Origin of the sequence: Roseomonas rosulenta (genome assembly GCF_016106005.1) — a bacterium.
Lineage (GTDB): Bacteria > Pseudomonadota > Alphaproteobacteria > Acetobacterales > Acetobacteraceae > Neoroseomonas > Neoroseomonas rosulenta.
In genome coordinates, this window is the sequence record NZ_JACADR010000028.1 from 15,842 (window position 1) to 30,476 (window position 14,635).

At 71.3% G+C, this 14,635-nt stretch carries 15 protein-coding genes; 9 read left to right on the forward strand and 6 right to left on the reverse strand.

The window, feature by feature from the left end; translation table 11 throughout:
• Window positions 1–93: 93 nt before the first annotated feature.
• Window positions 94–1,473 carry an MmgE/PrpD family protein gene (locus tag HW578_RS06135; RefSeq protein WP_198369663.1) on the reverse strand — a complete coding sequence of 460 codons (1,380 nt, stop codon included), beginning with the start codon at window positions 1,471–1,473 and terminating at the stop codon, window positions 94–96.
• Between the two features lie 107 nt (window positions 1,474–1,580).
• Between HW578_RS06135 and HW578_RS06140 the strand changes: the two genes are divergently transcribed.
• A complete protein-coding gene (locus HW578_RS06140) occupies window positions 1,581–2,891 on the forward strand; it encodes an NtaA/DmoA family FMN-dependent monooxygenase (RefSeq protein ID WP_198369664.1) in 1,311 nt (436 codons plus the stop codon).
• Window positions 2,892–2,894: 3 nt separating this feature from the next.
• Here HW578_RS06140 and HW578_RS06145 read toward each other — a convergent pair whose 3' ends face one another.
• On the reverse strand, window positions 2,895–3,461 hold the full coding sequence (locus HW578_RS06145; protein ID WP_198369665.1) for a TetR/AcrR family transcriptional regulator: 567 nt from the start codon (window positions 3,459–3,461) through the stop codon (window positions 2,895–2,897).
• A 136-nt stretch (window positions 3,462–3,597) separates the two neighbouring features.
• On the opposite strand from HW578_RS06145, the gene HW578_RS06150 reads away from it, so the two are divergent.
• Window positions 3,598–4,338 (forward strand): oxygen-binding di-iron domain-containing protein, encoded by a 741-nt coding sequence (locus HW578_RS06150; protein WP_198369666.1) that lies wholly within the window; start codon window positions 3,598–3,600, stop codon window positions 4,336–4,338.
• A gap of 196 nt (window positions 4,339–4,534) precedes the next feature.
• On the opposite strand, the gene HW578_RS06155 is transcribed toward HW578_RS06150, so the two are convergent.
• A complete protein-coding gene (locus HW578_RS06155; RefSeq protein WP_198369667.1) occupies window positions 4,535–5,506 on the reverse strand; it encodes a tripartite tricarboxylate transporter substrate-binding protein in 972 nt (323 codons plus the stop codon).
• Between the two features lie 91 nt (window positions 5,507–5,597).
• A complete protein-coding gene (locus tag HW578_RS06160; protein ID WP_198369668.1) occupies window positions 5,598–6,071 on the reverse strand; it encodes an Lrp/AsnC family transcriptional regulator in 474 nt (157 codons plus the stop codon).
• 114 nt (window positions 6,072–6,185) lie between these two features.
• On the opposite strand from HW578_RS06160, the gene hppD reads away from it, so the two are divergent.
• Window positions 6,186–7,286: a 4-hydroxyphenylpyruvate dioxygenase gene (gene hppD, locus HW578_RS06165; RefSeq protein WP_198369669.1), complete on the forward strand. Its 1,101-nt coding sequence runs from the start codon at window positions 6,186–6,188 to the stop codon at window positions 7,284–7,286.
• 7 nt (window positions 7,287–7,293) lie between these two features.
• Here hppD and HW578_RS06170 read toward each other — a convergent pair whose 3' ends face one another.
• Complete coding sequence (locus tag HW578_RS06170; protein ID WP_198369670.1) at window positions 7,294–7,629, reverse strand: hypothetical protein; 336 nt, start codon at window positions 7,627–7,629, stop codon at window positions 7,294–7,296.
• 226 nt (window positions 7,630–7,855) lie between these two features.
• Here HW578_RS06170 and HW578_RS06175 point away from each other — a divergent pair, with 226 nt between their 5' ends.
• The 6 genes from HW578_RS06175 to HW578_RS06200 all read left to right on the forward strand — a co-directional run bounded on the left by HW578_RS06175 (window position 7,856) and on the right by HW578_RS06200 (window position 14,324).
• On the forward strand, window positions 7,856–8,827 hold the full coding sequence (locus HW578_RS06175) for an ABC transporter ATP-binding protein (protein ID WP_369407832.1): 972 nt from the start codon (window positions 7,856–7,858) through the stop codon (window positions 8,825–8,827).
• On the forward strand, window positions 8,824–9,876 hold the full coding sequence (locus HW578_RS06180) for an ABC transporter ATP-binding protein (protein WP_198369672.1): 1,053 nt from the start codon (window positions 8,824–8,826) through the stop codon (window positions 9,874–9,876). Before HW578_RS06175 ends, HW578_RS06180 begins: the two co-directional genes overlap by 4 nt.
• Window positions 9,873–11,396 carry an ABC transporter substrate-binding protein gene (locus tag HW578_RS06185; RefSeq protein ID WP_198369673.1) on the forward strand — a complete coding sequence of 508 codons (1,524 nt, stop codon included), beginning with the start codon at window positions 9,873–9,875 and terminating at the stop codon, window positions 11,394–11,396. The genes HW578_RS06180 and HW578_RS06185 overlap by 4 nt, the downstream gene beginning before the upstream one ends.
• A gap of 218 nt (window positions 11,397–11,614) precedes the next feature.
• Window positions 11,615–12,562, forward strand: a complete 948-nt coding sequence (locus tag HW578_RS06190) for an ABC transporter permease (RefSeq protein ID WP_198369674.1) — start codon at window positions 11,615–11,617, stop codon at window positions 12,560–12,562.
• Window positions 12,563–12,735: 173 nt separating this feature from the next.
• The gene (locus HW578_RS06195) at window positions 12,736–13,614 is read left to right on the forward strand and encodes an ABC transporter permease (protein ID WP_198369675.1); all 879 of its coding nucleotides are present in this window, start codon (window positions 12,736–12,738) and stop codon (window positions 13,612–13,614) included.
• A complete protein-coding gene (locus HW578_RS06200; RefSeq protein ID WP_198369676.1) occupies window positions 13,611–14,324 on the forward strand; it encodes a metallophosphoesterase in 714 nt (237 codons plus the stop codon). The genes HW578_RS06195 and HW578_RS06200 overlap by 4 nt, the downstream gene beginning before the upstream one ends.
• 5 nt (window positions 14,325–14,329) lie before the next feature.
• On the opposite strand, the gene HW578_RS06205 is transcribed toward HW578_RS06200, so the two are convergent.
• On the reverse strand, window positions 14,330–14,635 hold a 306-nt coding region (locus HW578_RS06205), incomplete at its 5' end, for a hypothetical protein (protein WP_198369677.1).

A 14,635-nucleotide genomic window follows, 5' to 3' on the forward strand; every position in this document is an offset into this window, starting at 1 on the left:
GCGCGGGCAGGGCTGCGGTCCTGCCCGTGGCATCTTCGGGTCTCGCGGGCATTGCAGCCGCGCATGCCAGCGCGCCGGCGACGCGCCCTGCGGTCACCCCGCGCGCAGGGCCCGCGCCAGCACCGCGACATCCTCGAGCGACGCCAGATCCTCGACCAGCCGCGCCACCTCCTGCAGCCGGGGCGGCGTCATCGGGTGGCGCGCGGCGGCCGCGCAGGCCTCGGCCTTCGCCATCTGCGCGGCATCGTCCAACGGATTGGCCGGGCTGCCGAGGGCGGCCTCGACCGCCACGCGCCGCGTCGCGCCGTCCTGCATCACGATCTCGATCGCCTGCGGCACCACCGCGTTCTCGTCGGTGCTGCCGTCGGGCAGCATCGCCACCCGGGCGGCGAGCGCCAGCGTCGCGGGATCGGCCAGCCGCGCGGGCGTGAAATCCGCGAGCCCGACCGTGCCGAAGCGCAGCGTGGTCGCCACCACATAGGGCAGGCAGAGCCGCGCGTAATTGGCGCTCAGCGCCGCCACCAGCGGCCGCCCCACCAGGCGCATCGCGAGCGGCGGCAGTAGCAGCCGCACCTGCTCCAGGCGCGCCACGTCGATCCCGCCGCGCGCGAGCAGGCGCTGCACCCCATCGATCGCCGGATGGGTCAGCCGCCCGGACGGGAAGGGCTTGTGCGACAACTGTTCCACCTGCCACGCGGTGCCCAGTGCCGCGAGGCCAGGTGCGAGGTCGTGCGCCGGCTCGGTCAGCGCGAGGAAGCCCGATGGCCCGCTCAGCCAGGCCGCCGGCCCCGCCAGCCCCGCCTGCGCCAGGTCGGCCGCGCGGAACCCCGCCGCCGCGGCGAAGCCCATCTGCACCGCGAGTGCCACCGATCCCTCGTGATGCGCCTGCATCGTGCCGGGGATCTGCCCCAGCAGCAGCCCGGCCCCCGCCGCCGCCCGCGCCGCATCGAAGCCGCGCAGCCGCGCCACCGCGCCATAGGCGCCGAACATGCCCGCCGTGGCCGGGCGGAAGAAGCGCATCGGCCCGCGCGACGCCGCGCCGATCGTGCAGGCGAGATCGAGCCCCAGCACCAGCGCTCCCAGCAGCCGCGCCCCCGACACCGTCCGATCCACCGCCGATTGCCGCTCCGCCTCCGCCAGCGCGGCCGCCAGCACCGGCGTCATGGCATGGACCACGGCCGCTTCGTGGATCGCGTCGAACTCCAGCGCATGGGCCTGGAAGGCGTTGACGAAGGCGGCCTGCGAGGCGGGCAGGGAGATCGCCTCGCCCCAGACCGAGGCCTCGTCCCCCGCGCCCCAGTGCCGCGCGGCGGCGATGATGCCCGGCTGGGATGGATGCGCCGTGCCGGCGAGGCCGACCGCCAGCGTATCCAGGGCGAAGCGCCGCGCCGCCGCCAGCGCCGAACCCGGGATCGCGCCATCGGGCGTTTCGACCAGGTGGTGGATGAGGCGCGTCTCGGCGGTGCTGTCCATTGCGCGATGCTGTGGGCCGAGACGCGCGAGGTCAACGCGCGCGGTGCGGCTTTACGGCCGCCGCCGCGCGCGCCACGCTGCACCGCAGCACAGCGGCGGGGGCCACCATGGCGGCGCGCAAATTCCACCTCGGCTGGTTCCTGCAGGGCTCCTCGGTGCAGGCCTGGGGCGAGCCCTGGACGGGAAACATCGGCACCGAATGGATGGTGCCCGACTTCTTCATCGAGATGACGAAGAACCTCGAGCGCGCCTGCTTCGACTACGTGCTGCTGGAGGATTCCTCCTACATCGGCGAATCCTACGGCGGATCGCGCGAGATCTACCTGCATCACGGCCTGTCCGTGCCGCGGCAGGACCCTTCCGTGGTGGCCGCGCTGCTGGCGCGCGAGACGAAGCGCATCGGTATCGTCGCCACCTTCGGCACCTTCGCCTATCCGCCCTACCTGCTCGCACGCCTGGTCGCGACCCTCGACCAGGTCTCGAGCGGACGGATCGGCTGGAACGCGGTGACCGGCAGTTCCGACTTCGCCGCGCGGAACTTCGGCATGGACGGGATGCCCCCGCACGACACGCGCTACGACATCGCCGATGAATACATGGAGGTGGCGCGCAAGCTCTGGGGATCCTGGGAGCCGGGTGCGATCATCGCCGACCGCGAGCGCGGCATCCTGGTGGACCACACCAAGGTGCATGCCATCGACCACGTGGGCACCCACTTCAAGGTGCGCGGCCCGCTCAATTCCGGCCCCTGCGTGCAGGGGCAGCCGGTCATCGCCCAGGCGGGAGGCTCCCCGCGCGGACGGCAATTCGCCTCGAAGCACGCCGACACCATCGTGGCGATGGTGAAGGGCACCGAGGGCATGAAGGCCTATCGCGACGACGTGCGCGCGCGGATGGCAGCCCACGGGCGCAATCCTGACGACTGCAAGGTGCTGTTCCTGGTCTCCCCGGTGCTGGGCGACACCGAGGAGGAGGCGCGCGCCCGCCACAAGCGCCGCCTCGCCACCAATGAGGAAGCGATCGCCAAGCGCCTCGCGCACCTGTCCAAGATCACCAACCTCGATTTCGGCGCGCTGCCGCTCGACAAGCCGCTGGGCAGCCTCACCACCAACGGCCACCAGCAGTCGCTCGACGAGTTCCTCAGGAAGGCCGGCAACCGGACGCTGCGCGAGGCGGCGGAGATCTACTCCGATGCGGGATCGATCCCGCTGATCGGCACGCCCGCGCAGGTGGCCGAGCAGATGGGCGCGGCCATGGAGGAGATCGGCGGCGACGGCTTCCTGATCTCGCTGAACGACACCTCGCGCCGGGTGGTGGCCGAGATCACCGACGGCCTGGTGCCGGAGCTCCAGCAGCGCGGCCTCGCGCGCCGGTCCTACGACCACGCCATGTTCCGCGACAACCTGCTGGCCTTCTGAGGCTCAGCCCAGGACCGCGCGGGCCATCGCCGCAACGGCGGCGTCCTCGGCCAGGCCCGCCTCGCGCACCAAGGCCCGCCAGGTGAAATAGCCCAGCGCCAGGTGCAGCATCGCGCGTTGCGGGGGATCGAGGCCCTCGCCCAGCACCGCGTGCCAGGCTGCGACCGTCGGGCCGAAGCGCAGCGCCATGATCTCCCGGGTCAGTGCGTGGCTCTCGGCATCGCGCAGGACGCAACCGGCAAGGTCGGCGTTGCGCCCGAACCAGGCATAGACCGCGCCGATCCCCGCGCGCAGACGCGCGCCGCGATCCTCGAACCCGCGCCAGGCCTCGGCCTCGGGCAATGGGTCGCGGTCCAGGCTGAGCGCCGAGCAGGCGAGCGCCAGGCTCCGTTCGTCCGGGAAATGCGCATAGAGCGTGTGCCGCTGCACGCCCGCGCGCTCGGCAACCATGCTGAGGGTGGTGAAGGCCGGCCCGATGGTCGAATGCAGGTCGACCGCGGCCTCGACGATGCGTTGGCGCGTCCCGGCCTGTTTCTCGGCGCGGCGCTTCAGCGTGTAGGTGCGTGCCATGTGAGTTTGATTACACAGAAACGTACAATGAAAATTGCCCCGACCGGTCACTTTGGCTACACACACATGTATCGCCAATGAGCGCCGGCGTCCATCCCGGACGCAAACCGGGCTCGAACCAGGAGGGAGCATCGCCATGCAGGCCAGGATCGACGAAATCGCCGAGGGCATCTTCCGCCTGTCGGTCCATGTGCCGGACATCGCGCCGCCGGCCGGCTTCACCTTCAACCACTTCCTCGTCATGGGCGACGAACCGCTGCTGTTCCACACCGGCCTTCGCCGCATGTTCCCGTTGCTGCGCGACGCGGTGGCGCGGCTGATCCCGCCCGAGCGGCTGCGCTGGATCTCCTTCGGCCACTACGAGGCCGACGAATGCGGCGCGATGAACGAATGGCTGGCCGTCGCGCCCAATGCCCTGGTCGCGCACGGACAGACCGGTGCCCTGGTGTCGCTGAACGACATGGCCGACCGCGCGCCCCGCGTCCTGCAGGACCAGGAGGCGATCGACATCGGCGGCCGGCGCCTGCGCTACATCGACACGCCGCACATCCCGCATGGCTGGGACGCCGGCGTGCTGATGGACGACGCCAGCGGCACGCTGCTCTGCGGCGACCTGTTCACCCAGCTGGGCGACGGCCCGGCGCTGACCACGGGCGACATCGTCGGCCCGGCGATCCAGGCCGAGGACCTGTTCCGCTACTCGAGCCTCAATCCCCGCATGGGTGCCACGATCCGCCGCCTGGCCGAGCTGGCGCCGAAGCGGCTCGCGCTGATGCACGGCCCATCCTTCGAGGGCGATGGCGCGGCCGCGCTACGCGCCCTGGCGGATGACTACGACCGCCGCATGCGCGGCGACCTCGGCGCGCTCGCCGCCTGAGGTGGCGTGTTCCCGCCCCCGGGCCGTGCATGGTCCGGCGGCGGGGCCGGGGCTGCCGATGCCGTCCCGTGCCGGACGGGCGGCGTTCCGACCTGCGCCCGGCGGGGCCGGCGCCCGCGGCTCCTGCCGCGAAGCGAAGCCGCGCGGATCCGCGGCGCTCGAGGGGCGGAAGGCCGTAACCGTCGCGGGATGACCATCAGTCCGCGAAGGACCCGGCGGCCACGATGATCGGCCGCCAGCGCGCGATCTCCTCCGCATGGTAGCGGCGATGGAAGGCGAGGCTCGCGCGCTCGGGCGTCGCCGGGTCGGTCACCAGTTCGGCGAAGCGCGTGCGCAGGCGCTCGTCCTGCAGGGCCAGCAGAAGCGCGGCATTCAGGCGCTGCTGCACCGCCTCCGGCGTGCCGGCGGGCGCATAGAGCCCGTGCCAGGTGCTCATGGCGACCGCCGGGACGCCGGCCTCGGCCGTGGTCGGCAGCTCGGGCAGGCCGGGCAGCCGGGCCGGGCTCGTGACCGCATAGGCGCGCACGCGGTTGTCGCGAATGAAGGGCGCGGTGTTGGTCGCCTGGTCGCAGAGCAGGTCGAGCCGCCCGGCCATCAGTTCCGTGATCGCCGGCGCGGTGCCGCGGAAGCCAACGATGGTGGCACGGTTGCCGGCGGCCTGCTGCAGCAGCAGCCCGCACAGGTTCGCCGCCGAACCGAGCCCCGCGGTGCCCATGTTCAGCGCCTCGCCCCGCCGGTTCAGCTCGGCCACCAGCCCGGCCAGGTTCTCGGCCGGGAAGCCCGGCTTCGCAATGATCGTCATCGCCGCATCCGAAACGATGCCGAGCGGCGCGAAGCCGTTGAGCGTGTCGAAGGACAGGCGGCGGAACAGCGTGGCACCCGCCGCCATGCCGACATTGGTCATCAGCAGCGTGTAGCCGTCGGGCCGCGCCTGGGCGACGCGCTGCGCACCGACATGGGCGGGGCCGATATTCTCGACCACCACGGGCTGCGGCAGGTGCTTGGCCATGGCCTCCGCCACCAGGCGCGTGATCACGTCGGTCGGCCCGCCGGCGGCGGCGCCGGCGACGATGGTGATGGTGCGGGTCGGAAACTCCTGCGCCGCGGCGGGCAGGGCGAGGGCGGGCAGCAGTGCGGCGGCGAGCAACACGCGGCGATTGGGGTTCATGGATGTCTTCTCCTGGCGCGGCCTCTGTCGGGCCGTGGTGTTCTGCGGGAAGCATCCTGGCCGGTTTCGCCGCTGTCGTCATGGGGCGCGGTCAGACCGGCAGCCCCACGGGCGGCTTCACCGTGCGCAGCACGAAGGCGCTCTTCGTGTCCTTGACGCCCGGCAGGCGCAGCAGGCGCCGTGTCGCGAATTCGCCATAGGCCTCGAGGTCCGCGGCCACCACCTGCAGTAGGTAGTCGGTCTCCCCGCTCATGGCCCAGGCGGCCAGCACCTCCGGCATGCGGCCGATCGCGGCGTGGAAGGCCTCGACCGTCTCCTCCGAACGCGAGGCCAGGCTGACCTGCACGAAGGCGGTGAGCCCGAGGCCCAGCCGCGGCGCGTCCAGCACGGCGGCATAGCCGGCGATGACCCCGGCTTCCTCCATGCGCCGCAGTCGTCGCTGGCAGGGGGTGGGCGAGAGCCCGACGCGCTCGGCCAGCGCGACGACGGAGGCGCGACCGTCGCGCTGCACCTCGCGCAGCAGGCGGCGGTCTGTGGCATCGAGGTCGATGGTGGAATTCGTCATGCTTTGGCCGAACCGTGGCGATTTCCGCTCATCATGGCGCAGGTCGGCGCCAACTTCGCCGGAATTCACCGCGCCGGCGCGGCGATCCTGCCTCTACAGCAGGAGGCCCCGCCCATGGACATCCCCCCCGACCGCACCGCCGACGCCGGCATCGTCTCCGAGGCCAATCCCATGGGCACGGACGGTTTCGAATTCGTCGAGTTCACCGGCCCGGACATCGCGCAGCTGGAAGCCGTGTTCCGCAGCCTCGGCTTCGCGCCGGTCGCGCGCCACCGCTCGAAGCAGGTGACGCTCTGGCGCCAGGGCGAGGTGAACTTCGTGCTGAATGCCGAGCCGGAATCCTTCGCCAAGGCCTTCGCCCGCGTCCATGGCCCCTGCGCCTGCGCCATGGCCTTCCGCGTGGCCGACGCGGCCGCCGCCTTCGACCGTGCGGTGCGCCTCGGCGCGCGCCCCTTCCATGGCCGCGTCGGCCCGATGGAACTCAACATCCCGGCGATCGAGGGCATCGGCGGGTCGCTGATCTACTTCGTCGACCGCTACGGCCAGGCGGGCAACATCTGGGAGGTCGATTTCCGCCCCATCGAGGGTGCCGACCAGCACCCGCGCGGCGCCGGGCTGACGGTCATCGATCACCTGACCCACAACGTCCATCGCGGCCGCATGGACGCCTGGGCGGGCTTCTACGAACGCCTCTTCAACTTCCGCGAGATCCGCTACTTCGATATCGAAGGGAAACTCACGGGCCTGAAGTCCAAGGCCATGACCAGCCCCTGCGGCCAGATCCGCATCCCGATCAACGAGAGCAGCGACGACCGCTCCCAGATCGAGGAATACCTGCGCGCCTACAATGGCGAGGGCATCCAGCACATCGCCATGGGCACCGCCGACATCCACGCCTCCGTTGAGGGCTTGGCCGCCGGCGGCGTGCGCTTCCTCGACACGCCCGACACCTACTACGAGCTGCTGCCGCAGCGCCTGCCCGATACCGGCGAGGACATTGCGCGCCTGCAGCACAACCGTATCCTGATGGATGGCTCGCCCTCCGGCGGGCGGCTGTTGCAGATCTTCACCAACACGGTGATCGGCCCGATCTTCTTCGAGCTGATCCAGCGCAAGGGCGACCAGGGCTTCGGCGAGGGCAATTTCCGCGCGCTGTTCGAATCCATCGAGCTGGACCAAGTGCGTCGCGGCGTCCTGAAGCCGGCGGCGGAATAACCTGGATTCAGCGCGACGTTGCCGGGTTCTGTCCGGTCAGGTCGCGATAGAGACGGTTCTCGGTCCGCGCATCCTGCGCCGGGGTATCGGCTGGCGGGCGCGGTGCGGCCGAGGCCGGGGCGTTCGGGTTCTGCCCCGTCAGGTCGCGGAAGACCTGGTTCAGCGTCTGGTCGTCCTGCCGCTGCTGCGCCTGGCCTGGCGCGATGCCAAGGGCGCGCTCGCGCTGTTGCACCGCGGCCGGGTTCGGCTCCCGCTCGCTGCGCGGCGTCGGCAGCGTCTGGGCCATCGCAGGTGCGATCCCGCAGGCGGCGGCGAGCAGCAGGGCGGCCTTGGTGTACCGCATGGGGATCTCCGTCGTCTGGCGGAGCCTAACGCGGCGCACGCCCGCACGGAAGCCGGATGCTGGGCTGCACGATCCGCGAGCAGAGTGTGAAGGCAGGTTGTGCAGCGCACGGCCGCTCCGTGCCGGAAGGCGCCGTGCGGGGTCTTGCGCCCCGGGGGCGATCGGGGCTTCTTCCGCCAATGAGATCGTCCATTAGCGCCGCCGCCGGGAGCGCCCATTGACCCCGGTGCTCGAGGTCTCGGGCCTGACGCTCGACTTCCGTCAGGACGGGCGGAACCTGCGCGTGCTCGACGGCGTGTCCTTTCGCGTCGAGGCCGGGCGGACGCTGGCCATCGTCGGGGAGTCCGGCTGCGGCAAGTCGGTCACCTCCCTCGCCGTGATGGGCCTGTTGCCCACGAGTGCCACCATCGGCGGGGCCATCCGCCTGAACGGGCGCGAGCTGACCGCGCTGTCGGCCGAGGACCGCCGGCGGCTGCGCGGCGGCGAGATGGCGATGATCTTCCAGGAGCCCATGACCAGCCTGAACCCTGCCTTCACCGCGGGCGAACAGGTGGCGGAGGCCTTGCGCCTGCACCAGGGCCTCGATGACGCGGCCGCCTTCGCCGAGGCGGTGCGCATGCTGGACTGCGTGCGAATCCCGGACGCGGCACGCCGCGCGCGGCAGTACCCGCACCAGCTCTCGGGCGGCATGCGCCAGCGGGTGATGATCGCGATGGCGCTGGCCTGTCGCCCGAAGCTGCTGATCGCGGACGAGCCGACCACGGCGCTGGATGTCACGGTGCAGGCGCAGATCCTCGCGCTGCTCGACGAGATGAAGCGCGAGACGGGCACGGCGGTGGTGCTGGTGACGCACGACCTCGGCGTGGTCGCCGACCATGCGGACGAGGTCGCGGTGATGTATGCGGGGCGCATCGCCGAGCAGGCCCCTTCCGTGACGCTGTTCGCCTCGCCCGAGCATCCCTACACCGCGGGCCTGCTCGGCGCCGCGCCGGGGGAGGGGGCGCGTGGCGAGCGCCTGGCGAGCATCGAGGGCACCGTGCCCGACCTGCGCAACCCGCCGCCCGGCTGCCGCTTCGCCCCGCGCTGCCCCTTCGTGGTCGATCGCTGCGCCACAACCCCGCCGCTCACGGAGGTCGCGCCCGGGCATCTCTCCGCCTGCTGGCGTGCGCCGCTCGACGGCGTGCTGGCGGCCGCATGAGCGCGCTGCTGGAGCTCGACGGGCTGGTGAAGCGCTTCCCGGTGCGCGATGCGCTCGGGCGCAGGGCAGGGGCCGTGCATGCGGTGGATGATGTCTCGCTCTCCGTCGCGCAGGGCGAGGTGCTGGCGATCGTGGGCGAATCCGGCTGCGGGAAATCCACCCTCGGCCGGCTGATGCTGAACCTGATCACGCCCGATTCCGGCACGGTGCGCTTCGCGGGCGATGACCTGACGAAGCTCTCCGCCGCTGCGCTGCGCGCGCGCCGGCGCGACATGCAGCTGATCTTCCAGGACCCCTTCGCAAGCCTCGACCCGCGCATGACGGTCGAGCAGGCGGTGGCCGAGCCGCTGCGCCTGCACCGCATCGTCCCGCGCGAGCAGGAACGCGCGCGGGTGGCGGACCTGCTCTCGCGCGTCGGGCTGCGGCCGGAACTGGCACGGCGCTGGCCGCACGAGTTCAGCGGCGGGCAGCGCCAGCGCGTGGCGATCGCCCGCGCGCTGGCCTCCCAGCCGAAGCTGATCGTGGGGGACGAACCCGTCAGCGCGCTCGATGTCAGCGTGCAGGCGCAGGTGGTGAACCTGCTGTCGGACCTGATCCGCGACCTCGGCCTGACCTTCGTGCTGATCAGCCACGATCTTGGCGTGGTGCGCCATGTCGCGGACCGCGTCGCGGTGATGTATCTGGGGCGCATCGTCGAGGAAGGGCCGGCGGAGGCCGTGCTCTCTGCGCCGAAGCATCCCTATACCCGCGCGCTGCTCGCCGCGGTTCCGGGGCATGGCGTGAAGGCGCCGCCCATCGAAGGCGACGTGCCATCGCCCATCGCGCCGCCGCCGGGCTGCCGCTTCCACACGCGCTGCCCATTCGCGGAAGCGGCCTGCCGCGAGCTCATGCCCGAGCTGAGCGCGCCGCCGCACCGCGTCGCCTGCCACCTGGACGGCCGCCTGCCGGCGCCGCCCGCGCGCACCGAGCGCCTGGCCGGCGGCGAAAGGCTGAAGCGCCTGCAATCCTTCTTCCGGGCCCCGAGCCCGCAACCGGGAGTGCCACAATGAAGACCACCATCAAGGCGTTGCTCGCCGCCGCCGCGGCGATCATCCCCGCCCTCGCCACGATCGCGCCCGCGCAGGCGCAGCACCTGCGCATCGGCCTGCGCGAGGACCCGGACATCCTCGACCCGACGCTGAGCCGCACCTATGTCGGGCGCATCGTCTACATGGCGCTGTGCGACAAGCTGTTCGACATCAATGAGCGGCTCGAGATCGTGCCCCAGCTCGCCACCGGGCATCGCTGGGAGAATCCGACGAACTTGATCATCACGCTGCGCGAGGGCGTCCGCTTCCACGACGGCGAGGCGATGGACGCCGAGGCGGTGCGCTATTCGATCGACCGCCATCTCAACATGCAGGGCAGTTTCCGCCGCAGCGAGATCACCGAGGTCGACCGCGTCGAGGTGGTCGATCCGCGCACCGTGCGCATCGTGCTCAAGACGCCCTCGGCGTCCTTCCTCGCGGCGCTGACCGACCGCGCCGGCATGATCGTCAGCCCCAAGGCCGCCGAGGCGCTGGGCCGCAACTTCGGCACCCGCCCGGTCTGTGCAGGCCCGTTCCGCTTCGTCGAGCGCGTGGCCCAGGAACGCATCGTGGTCGAGCGCTTCCGCGAGTACTGGGATGCGGCCAATATCCACTTCGACCGCGTGACCTACCTGCCGATTCCGGACAACACGGTGCGCCTGGCGAACCTGCAATCCGGCGCGGTCGAGTTCGTCGAGCGCATGGAGCCCGACGACATGCGCACCATCCAGCGCGCGCGTAACCTGCGCGCGGTGGCGGTGGACGAGCTTGGCTACCAGGGCATCACGATCAACATCGGCAATGGCGAGAGGGCGAACACGCCGCTCGGCCGCGATGCCCGCGTGCGCCGCGCCTTCGAGCTCGCGATCGACCGCGCCGCGATCAACCAGGTGGTCTATGAGGGCATGTACACGCCCACGCGCCAGCCCTTCCCGCCGGCCAACCCCTTCCATGTGCGCGACTTCCAGCCGGAGCCGCGCAATGTCGAGCGCGCCCGCGCGCTGCTGCGCGAGGCCGGCGTGACCACGCCGCTCGCCATCGAGATGACGGTGCCCAACAACCCCGACCTGCGCCAGGTCGGCGAGGTCATCCAATCCATGGCGGCGGAGGCGGGCTTCCAGGTCAACCTGCGCGCGATGGAATTCGCCTCCTCGCTCCAGGCGGCCACGCGCGGCGAGTTCCAGACCTACCTGGTCGGCTGGTCGGGCCGCACCGATCCGGACGGCAACATCTTCACCTTCTCGCGCACCGGCGGCGGGCAGAATGACGGCCGCTACTCGAACCCCGAGGTGGACCGCCTTCTCGATGCGGCGCGGCTGGAACTGGACATCGAGAAGCGCCGCGACCTCTACGCGCAGGTGCTGCGGATCTCGCTCGGCCAGGATGCCAACCGCATCTATCTGTGGCACCGCAAGAACATCATGGCGCACCAGACGCGCCTGGTGGGCTACCGGCCGATCGCCGATGGGATGATCCGCCTGCAGGGGATGAGGTTCAATTGATGGCTTGCGCCGCGTTCGCGTCGCCCTCAGGCGCCGGCGCCATGCATCCGCATGGCTTGGCTTTCGCGCCCTGCACTGTCGTTCCCGGCGCAGGTGATGGTCTGGGCGCGGTCGCGCCGTGCGCTCCCGGATCGCGCGTGCACGCGATCCGCCTTGTTGTCGCTCCGGCTGCGCATCTCGGTCGCGCAGCCGCGACGACGGCCGAGGGCTAGCGCGCCATGGGCATCTGGCTGCTGCGCCGGGTGGGGCAGGTCATCCCCACCCTCATCATCCTCTCGATCCTGATCTTCGGGCTGCAGCAGCTCATGCCCGGCGACCCGGCGCTGATCCTGGCGGGCGAGGAGCGCGGCGACCCCGCGGTGCTCGCCGCCATCCGCGCCGAGCTCGGCCTCGACAAGCCGATCTGGCACCAGTACCTGCTCTGGATGGGCAAGGTGCTCACCGGGGATTTCGGCTTCTCCTGGCGCATCCGGGTGCCGGTCTCCGAACTCATTCTCACCAAGCTGCCGGTCACCTTCCAGCTCGCCAGCATGGCCTTCGTCATCGCCATACTGATCGGCGTGCCGCTCGGCATCCTGTCCGCGGTGAAGCGTGACACGCCGGCCGACTGGGCGGCGAATGGCGCGGCGCTGTTCGGCATCTCCACGCCGAACTTCTGGCTCGGCATCATGATGATCCTGCTGTTCAGCGTGGAGCTCGGCTGGCTGCCGCCCTCGGGCTACGTGCCGCTCACCGAGGATCCCGTGCAGTCGCTGGCCACCACCATCATGCCGGCCTTCGTGCTCGGCACCGGCGTGGCTTCCGTGCTGATGCGACACACCCGCGCAGCCATGTTGACCGCGCTTTCGCAGGACTATGTCCGCACCGCGCGCGCGAAGGGCCTGCGCGAACGGGTGGTCGTGTGGAAGCACGCGCTGCGCAACGCGCTGATCCCGGTGGTCACGCTCGGCGCCATCGAATTCGGCCGCCTGCTGGCGGGTGCGGTGCTGACCGAGCAGATCTTCACCATCCCGGGCTTCGGCAAGCTGATCGTCGATGCCGTGTTCAACCGCGACTACCCGGTGGTGCAGGGCGTGGTGCTGGCCACCGCGCTGATCTTCGTCGTCCTGAGCCTCATTGCCGACATGCTCTACATGGCCATAAACCCGCGCCTGAGGAACGCCTGAATGGCGTTCCTCAGGCGCTTGCCTTTTTCCGCCTCATGCGCCGGCGTCCGCATCCGCGGGCTTGGCTTGCGCGCCGTGCACTGGCGCGCCCGGCGCGACATGCGGGTTGGGCGCGGTCGCGCTTTGCGCTCCTGGATCGATGCCTGGCATCGATCCGACAGGGAGACCTTCGCATGAGCGCCACCGCCGCTGCTGCGCCCGCACCCGCTGAAAGCCCGACGCGACGCGCCATTCGCCGCTTCCTGCGCCATCGCCTGGCGGTCTTCGGCCTGGTCATCGTGGTGCTGTTCATCGCGGTCGCGATCCTCGCGCCGCTGATCGCGCCCTACGACCCGCTGCAGACCTCCTGGACGCGCATTCGCAAGGAACCCTCCTGGGCACATTGGATGGGCACGGACGAGAACGGGCGCGACGTGCTCTCTCGCGTCATCTGGGGCGCGCGGGCCTCGCTGATGGCCGGCGTGATCTCGGTGCTGGGCGCGCTGGCGCTGGGCGTGCCGCTCGGGCTGCTGGCGGGGCTCGCCGGGGGCTGGGTGGATGCGCTGGTCTCGCGCATCGCCGATGCGATGCTCTCCGTCCCCTTCCTCATCCTCGCCATCGCGCTCGCCGCCTTCCTCGGCCCCGCGCTCGAGAACGCGATGCTCGCCATCGCCATCACCGCCTCGCCGGTCTTCGTGCGCCTCGCGCGCGGCATGGCGCTCGATGCGAAATCGACCGACTGGATCGAGGCGGCGCGCGCATTGGGCAATCCGCCCTGGCGCATCGCCTTCGTCCACGTCCTGCCCAACATTATCCCGCCGCTGCTGGTGCAGGCGACCCTCGCCATCGCCGAGGCCATCATCGCCGAGGCCGCGCTGTCCTTCCTCGGCCTCGGCATGCAGCCGCCCAACCCGTCCTGGGGGTCGATGCTGAATTCCTCGCAGCGCTTCCTGACCCAGGCGCCCTGGCTGTCGATCTTCCCCGGCGTCACCATCATGATCGTGGTGCTCGCCTTCAACCTGATGGGCGACGGGTTGCGCGACGCGCTCGACCCGCGCGCGGACAAGAAGTGATCCAGTTGCGTCCCGCCCCCGGCGCCCTGCCGCGCGGGCGGCGCATCTACGCGATCGGCGACATCCATGGCTCGATCGCGCAGCTGCGTGACCTGCATGGGCAGATCGCCGCCGACCTGCGGGCGCGCCCGGTTGCCTCGGCGCTGCTGATCCACCTCGGCGACTACGTGGACAAGGGTGGGGACAGCCGCGCCGTACTCGACCACCTGATCGATGCCGCCCCCGTGCCGGGGATCGAGACGCTGAACCTGCTGGGCAACCACGAGGAGACGATGCTTGCCGCGCTGTCGGGCGATGGCGCCGCCGCGGCGGACTGGCTCTGGGGCGGCGGGCGCGCCACGCTCGACGCCTGGGGCATCCCGCCCGAGACCCCGCGCGAGGACTGGCCGGAACACTTCGCGCCTGAACACCTGCGCTTCCTGCGCCGCCTGCATCTGTATCACCAGGAAGGCGGCTACCTGTTCGTGCATGCCGGCATCCGGCCCGGCGTCGCGCTCGAGGACCAGTCGCGCGAGGACCTCCTGCGCATCCGCCACGACTTCCTGGGCAGCGAGCGCGACCACGGCATGGTGGTGGTGCATGGCCATACGGCTGGCTTCCAGCCGGTGGTGCGCGACAACCGCATCTGCCTCGACACCGCCGCCTGGTCGGGCGGCCCGCTCACCTGCGGCGTGTTCGAGGGCGAGACGCTGGGCTTCCTGCAGGCCTGAGGCGTTCAGCCCGGCGCGCGCAGGAAGGACAGGTCCATCCGGTAGGGCGCGCTCGCGGGTTCGCCCTCGAAGGCCACGCGCACGCTGGTCAGCGCCTTCATCTGCGGCACGGGGTCGTAGCGCAGGGGCTCGCTCTCCAGCAGCCGCGTGGCTTCGCCCGTCGCATCGCTCCAGCGCGCCTGCACGAACCAGCGCGGCCCCGCGGCCGTGTCCTCGCGCCGCAACCCCGCGAGCGGCACCGGGACGCCGTGCCCGGGCGGCTCCACCGCCGGCGGCGGCGGCCGGTCCTCGCGGGCCGATGCCACGACGCC